7 protein-coding genes are annotated in these 6,353 nt (G+C 70.2%); 3 read left to right on the top strand and 4 right to left on the bottom strand.

Annotation, left to right across the window (positions count from 1 at the left end):
• Nucleotides 1-146: 146 nt before the first annotated feature.
• The 4 genes from EXE42_RS07725 to EXE42_RS07710 form a co-directional block, all read right to left on the bottom strand.
• Nucleotides 147-323, bottom strand: a complete 177-nt coding sequence (locus EXE42_RS07725) for a 50S ribosomal protein L37e (RefSeq protein WP_006112801.1) — start codon at nucleotides 321-323, stop codon at nucleotides 147-149.
• Nucleotides 320-562, bottom strand: coding sequence for an LSM domain-containing protein (locus EXE42_RS07720; RefSeq protein ID WP_092920135.1), 243 nt, complete (start codon nucleotides 560-562; stop codon nucleotides 320-322). The genes EXE42_RS07725 and EXE42_RS07720 overlap by 4 nt, the downstream gene beginning before the upstream one ends.
• Nucleotides 563-656: 94 nt before the next feature.
• Nucleotides 657-1,949 carry a hypothetical protein gene (locus EXE42_RS07715; RefSeq protein WP_137706249.1) on the bottom strand — a complete coding sequence of 431 codons (1,293 nt, stop codon included), beginning with the start codon at nucleotides 1,947-1,949 and terminating at the stop codon, nucleotides 657-659.
• Nucleotides 1,946-2,599 carry a hypothetical protein gene (locus EXE42_RS07710; RefSeq protein WP_137706248.1) on the bottom strand — a complete coding sequence of 218 codons (654 nt, stop codon included), beginning with the start codon at nucleotides 2,597-2,599 and terminating at the stop codon, nucleotides 1,946-1,948. Before EXE42_RS07710 ends, EXE42_RS07715 begins: the two co-directional genes overlap by 4 nt.
• Before the next feature lie 274 nt (nucleotides 2,600-2,873).
• Between EXE42_RS07710 and EXE42_RS07705 the strand changes: the two genes are divergently transcribed.
• The 3 genes from EXE42_RS07705 to EXE42_RS07695 all read left to right on the top strand — a co-directional run bounded on the left by EXE42_RS07705 (nucleotide 2,874) and on the right by EXE42_RS07695 (nucleotide 6,296).
• Complete coding sequence (locus tag EXE42_RS07705) at nucleotides 2,874-4,226, top strand: ribonuclease J (protein ID WP_092920482.1); 1,353 nt, start codon at nucleotides 2,874-2,876, stop codon at nucleotides 4,224-4,226.
• Entirely contained in the window at nucleotides 4,223-5,269 is a 1,047-nt protein-coding gene (gene idsA3 / locus EXE42_RS07700) for a geranylfarnesyl diphosphate synthase (protein WP_092920138.1), read from the top strand. Before EXE42_RS07705 ends, idsA3 begins: the two co-directional genes overlap by 4 nt.
• 112 nt (nucleotides 5,270-5,381) lie before the next feature.
• Complete coding sequence (locus tag EXE42_RS07695) at nucleotides 5,382-6,296, top strand: DMT family transporter (RefSeq protein WP_092920139.1); 915 nt, start codon at nucleotides 5,382-5,384, stop codon at nucleotides 6,294-6,296.
• Nucleotides 6,297-6,353 lie beyond the last annotated feature (57 nt).

The following is a 6,353-nucleotide window of genomic DNA, read 5'->3' as shown; positions in this document are numbered from 1 at the left end:
CGAGCGACTGAGGAGCGCAGCGAGCCGCGCGAGTCCTCGCGGCTGGGGCTTTGGAGGCGGCCGCCGCCTCGTCGCCGACTAGTACCCGACTACCAGACGCGCAGCTGCGCGAGTAAAAGCGAGAAGAAACCGCAGAGACCGCGTCGTCAGTTGTCGCCCGTCTTCGACTGCCAGGCGTAGTCGCGCCGGGAGGCGGACTCGCCGAAGCCGCACGAGGAGCAGCGCTCCTTCTTGACGTGGTAGGACTTCTCGCCGCAGCGGCGGCACTTCACGTGGACCGTCTTGTTCTTCTTTCCCTGAGAGGGCGTACCTGCGCCGGTCATGCTTTGATGGTGACGACGTTATCGCCGCGTATAATCGTTGTGTCTTCGATCGCGACCGCGAACTCGCCGTCGAGGTCGTCGTCGACGCGGTCGTCCACGTCGGACTCGGGCTCGATAACGACGTTCATGTGCTGGTCGTAGCCGCCGAGGACGCCGTAGTAGGTCGTGCCGTCCTTCAGGTGTACCGTCACGGGCTCCTCGAGCGACGCTTCGAGCACGTCGAGGGGTCGTCCACTCATTGTCCGTACCGCGGCACCTCGCGGTAATAAAAATACCGGGACGCGGGCCTCGAGGCCGGTCGGTTCGACGCGAGTCGGTCGCCACGCCCCCCGGTCACTCCAGCCGCTCCCGCACGAACTCGGCCGCCGCCGGGACGGCGCTCGCGTACAGGTCGACGTACGCCAGCTCCGCCTGCGTCCGCCGCACCGAGCCATACCTCTGCTCGATCCGGTCGTCGACGTACTCGACCGCCTCCAGCCCGGGCCGGACGAGCCGCGTCGCCAGCGGATCGCTCGTCTCGACCGCTTCGCGCACGGCCGATTTCGCTCGTTCCGCGGCCGATCGCACGGCGGTCTCCGACGGGACCTCGCGGTGCTGTCCGTCGCGGATCTCGTCGACGGCTCCTCGCAGCGCCTCGATCGCGGCCAGCGCGACGCCGGCCTCCACCACGGCGGTGGCGTGGTCGCCGGCGTCGGCCGCCCGCTCGACGTCCTCGACCGCCCGCTCGACGCGTCCGTCGATCGCGGTGTACAGCTCCTGTGCGACCGTCCCGCTCAGGTCCCCGTCGCCGGGCGCCTCCTCGCCCCCGACGCGCTCGCGGACGGTCGCCCGCGTCCGGATCACAGACCCTCTCAGCTCGTCGGCGGCCGCGACCAGCGACGCCCACCGCGGCGACGGCTCGTCGCGCTCGTTCAGGAACGCCTGGCGGAAGGAACCGGCGTCGGTCACGGCCGCTCGCGCGCGCTCGACGCGAGCGACCGCTTCGCCGGCTCGGAACGGCTCCGCGATCGGGTCGGCGGGGTACGTCACGCGAGGTTCGACGTATCTCGCGCACTCCGAGAGCAGCGACTCGACCGGCTCGTACGCTAGCACCGCCTCCGCGGTCGATCCGGCCCGGTACGCCAGGTCGGTCGCGAGCGTCCCGCGGTCGTCCCGGACCGCCCGGCGCCGAGCTGCCAGGGCGGGGGCGTCGTCGCTCCCGGTGGCCGCCCGGTACTCCCCCCGGACGGCCGCGGCGTCCTCTCGCCGCCGTCGCCAGGCTGCGAGGGTATCGACCGGCCAGCCGTCGGGAATTTCGGCGTTCGCGCGCCGGAGCGCGCGTTCGCGGTCGCCGCCGATCGCGGACGCGACCGCGGCGTTGGGGAGGTTCGGTTCGGCCGGGACCTCGGCGAGCATCTCGCGCGTCCGCGTCTCGTGGGTCTCCGCGAGCGATTCCGGGACGGTCACGGGGAACGGCGACGCCGGCCAGTCGACGGATCCGACGACGTCCGACGGAAGCGACGCCGGGACCTCGTCACGCGCTCCGTCGTCGGTGAACGGGAGCCCCGAACACCCGCCGATCGCCGCCGCGCCAGCGGTCGCGACACCGGCGAGGAACCGACGGCGCGAGCTCGACCGTCCCGTCATGCGTCGTCACCGGATTCGGACGCGGTCGACGCGTTGAACACGGTCGGCGGTTCCCCTCGCCGGCAGGACCCCCTCATGCCGCTGCCGCTCCCGGTCGAGCGCTCGGCGGCGACCGGGAGCCGGATCGCGAACCCGACGGTGTGGACCTCGTCGCCCTCGCACTCGATGTCCGCCGGACGGTACGTCTGACAGAAGTTCGCGTGGGGGTGGAGGTCGCCGTCCGCGAGCTCGTCCGGCTCGACGGAGACGGACCGGAACCGGACCTCCCGACAGGCCCGCACCGGCATCGCGAGGAGGTACGCCGACGCCGACTCGAAGTCGGTCGCGGCGAGGAACGACCGGAGCCGCTCGCCCGGGTCCGTCTCGGCGAACGTGAGCTCCGCGAGGTCCTCGTCGGCGACCAACACCCGGCGTGCGCTGCGGCGCTGGAACGCGCGCTCGTCGGCCGAGAGCGACGGGAGTTCGCCGTCCGACGCGACCAGCGCGCGGCCGTCCTCGTCGCGCGCCTTCGCGAGCTCGTAGCCGTCGATCGGTCGGTCGCTTCTGCTCGGATAGCTGTTCGACGCGGAGTCGCTGCCGGCGCAGCCGGCCAGGGCGGCGAGCCCGGACGCGGCCGCGAGGAGGGCGCGGCGGCGGGGAACGTCTGGCATCGTCGACGATCCGACCGAAAGCGTGAAACGCTTTATGGGTCCCGTCGCGCCCGCTGGCCCCGGCTCCGACGCGAACCGCGGCCGCGCGACCGAACCCGGGAGTTTTTAACGTGGGCGGGAGTACGCCGAGGTACCACACTCCCGCGGGACACGGTGAGTCGCGACGACTCGGCCGTAGCGGGGCCTCAACGACGCACGGTACGACGCAGCGCTGACGGCTCCTTGCGGGGTTTCAGTGAACGACGCCGATCACGGCGTTCGACACGCACACACCATGGAAATAGAAATTGCGACACTCGGCGGTTACGAAGAGGTCGGTCGACAGATGACGGCGGTCCGCGCGGGCGACGACATCGTCATCTTCGACATGGGCCTGAACCTCAGTAAGGTCCTCATCCACGACAACGTGGAGACCGAGAGCATGCACAGCCTCGACCTGATCGACATGGGCGCCATCCCGGACGACCGGGTCATGAGCGAACTCGAGGGCGACGTTCAGGCGATCGTCCCCACCCACGGCCACCTCGACCACATCGCGGGGATCCCGAAGCTCGCCCACCGCTACGACGCGCCGATCGTCTCCGCGCCGTACACGATCGAGTTAGTCCGCCAGCAGATCGAAGACGAGGGGAAGTTCCAGGTCGACAACGACCTCGTGAAGATGAAGCCGGGCGCCTCGATGGCGATCGGCGACTCCGAGCAGGTCGAGATGGAGTTCGTCAACGTCACCCACTCGATCATCGACGCGATCAACCCGGTCCTCCACACGCCCGAGGGGGCCATCGTCTACGGCCTCGACAAGCGCCTGGACCACGACCCCGTCATCGGCGACCCGATCGACATGGAGCGGTTCCGCGAGATCGGCCGCCAGGACGAGGGCGTCCTCGCGTACGTCGAGGACTGTACGAACGCGGGCCGCAAGGGCCGCACGCCCTCGGAGTCGTACGCGAAGAAGCACGTCGAGGACACGTTCAAATCGATGGAGGATTACACGGGCGGCATCGTCGCCACCACGTTCTCCTCCCACATCGCCCGCGTGAAGACCCTCGTCGAGTACGCCCGCGAGATCGGCCGCCAGCCGGTCCTCCTCGGGCGCTCGATGGAGAAGTACTCCGGCACGGCCGAGCGGCTCGACTTCGTCGACTTCCAGGGCGACGTCGGCATGTACGGCCACCGGAAGTCGGTCGACCGCGCGTTCAAGCGGATCATGAAGGAGGGGAAGGGGAACTTCCTCCCGATCGTCACGGGCCACCAGGGCGAGCCGCGCGCGATGCTCACCCGTATGGGTCGCGGCGAGACCCCGTACGAAATCGACGACGGCGACAAGGTCGTCTTCAGCGCGAGCGTCATCCCGGAGCCCACCAACGAGGGCCAGCGCTACCAGTCCGAACAGCTGCTCCGGATGCAGGGCGCGCGCCTCTACGACGACATCCACGTCTCCGGCCACCTCCGCGAGGAGGGCCACTACGAGATGCTCGACGCGCTCCAGCCCCAGCACCTCATCCCCGGCCACCAGACGCTGAAGGGCCGCTCGCCGTACGTCGACCTCGCGAAGTCCCAGGGGTACAAGCTCGGACGCGACGTCCACGTCACGCAGAACGGGAGCGTCATCCAGCTCGTCGAATGACGAGCGAGACGAAGGAGGCGCGGGTGCTCGACGCCATCCGCGAGCGGCGTGACCTCGTCAACGCCGCTATCGACGAGGAGCTGCCGGTACAGGAGCCAGAGCGGCTGTACGAGGCGACCCGGTACATCCTCGAAGCGGGCGGGAAGCGACTCCGCCCGACGGTGACGACGCTGGCCGCGGAGGCGGTCACCGGCACCGAGCCGATGGGCGCCGACTTCCGGGCGTTCCCGTCGCTCGACGGCGACGACGTCGACGTGATGCGCGCCGCGGTCGCCATCGAGGTGATCCAGTCGTTCACGCTGATCCACGACGACATCATGGACGAGGACGACCTGCGGCGGGGCGTCCCCGCGGTCCACGAGGCGTACGACGTCTCGACGGCGATCCTCGCCGGCGACACCCTCTATTCGAAGGCGTTCGAGTTCATGACCGAAACGGGTGCGGACCCGCAGAACGGGCTCGAAGCGATGCGGATGCTCGCGTCGACCTGTACGGAAATCTGCGAGGGGCAGGCGCTCGACGTCTCCTTCGAGAGTCGCGACGACATCCTCCCCGAGGAGTACCTAGAGATGGTCGAGCTGAAGACCGCGGTGCTGTACGGCGCGTCGGCGGCGACGCCGGCGCTGCTGCTCGGCGCCGACGAGGAGGTGGTCGACGCGCTCTACCGGTACGGGATCGACTCCGGGCGCGCGTTTCAGATCCAAGACGACGTGCTCGACCTGACGGTCCCCTCGGAGGAGCTCGGCAAGCAGCGCGGCTCCGACCTCGTGGAGGGGAAAGAGACGCTCATCACTCTCCACGCCCGTCAGCAGGGGATCGACGTCGACGGGCTCGTCGAGGCCGACACGCCCGCGGAGGTGACCGAGGCGGCCATCGAGGAGGCGGTGGCGACCTTGGCGGAGGCCGGATCCATCGAGTACGCCCGCGAGACGGCCGAGGACCTCACCGCGCGGTCGAAAGGACACCTCGAAGTACTCCCCGAGAGCGGCTCTCGGAGCCTGCTCGAAGACTTGGCGGACTACCTCATCGTCCGCGGCTACTGATCGGTTGGGTCGCTGAGCGGTCGGGTCGCCGGACAAGCCGGTCACGGTTCGAGTGCCGGCGGTTCGGGCCGCGACGGACACGGCTTTACCCGCGGCCCGCGTTCGGCCGACCGTGTCACGGTACCGAGACGCCGCGCTGTTTTTCACGCTCGCTCTGCTGTGGGGCGGCTCCTTCGTCGCCATCGAGGTCGGCCTCGCCTACTACCCGCCGGTGTTGTACGCCGCGTATCGCTTCTACGTGGCCGCGCTCGCGCTGATCTCGTACGTCCTGCTCACGCAGGAGGACCCGTTCCCGCGGACCCGCGGGGACCTCGCCGCGATCGGGTTCAGCGGCGGGCTCTCGGTGGCCGCGAACAACTCCCTGCTGTTCGTCGGCCAGCAGTACACGACGAGCGGCATCGCCTCGATCACCTACAGCCTCGTCCCCATCGCGACCGCGGCGGTCGCGACCCTGTGGATCGGCGGCGCGGACCTCGACGCGCGCGGCGCGGTCGGCGTCGTCCTCGCGTTCCTCGGCGTGGGGCTCGTCGCGCAGCCGGACCCCGCGACCCTCGGCGGCGGCGTCGCGGTCGGCGTCGGGCTGATAGCGATCGGCGTGGTCGCCGTCGCGGTCGGCAGCGTCGGCCTCCGGACCGTCGAGACCTCGTTCTCCAGCGTCGCGCTCACCGGGTGGGCGATGGGGTTCGGCGCGCTCGCGATCCACGCGCTCAGCCTCGGTATCGGCGAGAGCCAGCGGCTCCCGTCGACGGTGCCGCGCGCGCTCCTCGCGCTGGCGTTCCTCGGACTCTGCTCGTCGGCGGTGGCGTACACCATCTACTTCACGCTGCTCGACCGGCTCGGTCCCTTCGAGATCAACCTCGTCTCGTACGTCGTTCCGATCGTCGCGACCGTCGCGGGCGCCCTGCTGCTCGCCGAGCCGGTGACGCCGTTCACCGTCGCCGGCTTCGTCGTCATCGTCCTCGGATTCGGCCTGCTGAAGCGCCGCGAGATCGCCTCGGCGGCGGCCGGGATCCGGTTCCCGGGGTGAAAGAGAAGCGTTGCGGCCGCAGCGCGTCGAGTTAGCCGTGTCGAGCCGCACGGGCCG

The sequence above is a fragment of the Halorubrum sp. SP3 genome, assembly GCF_005435195.1.
Classification (GTDB): Archaea; Halobacteriota; Halobacteria; order Halobacteriales; family Haloferacaceae; genus Halorubrum; species Halorubrum sodomense.
Note: the sequence above shows the minus strand (reverse complement) of the source record. Positions and strands in the feature narration are given on the sequence as shown.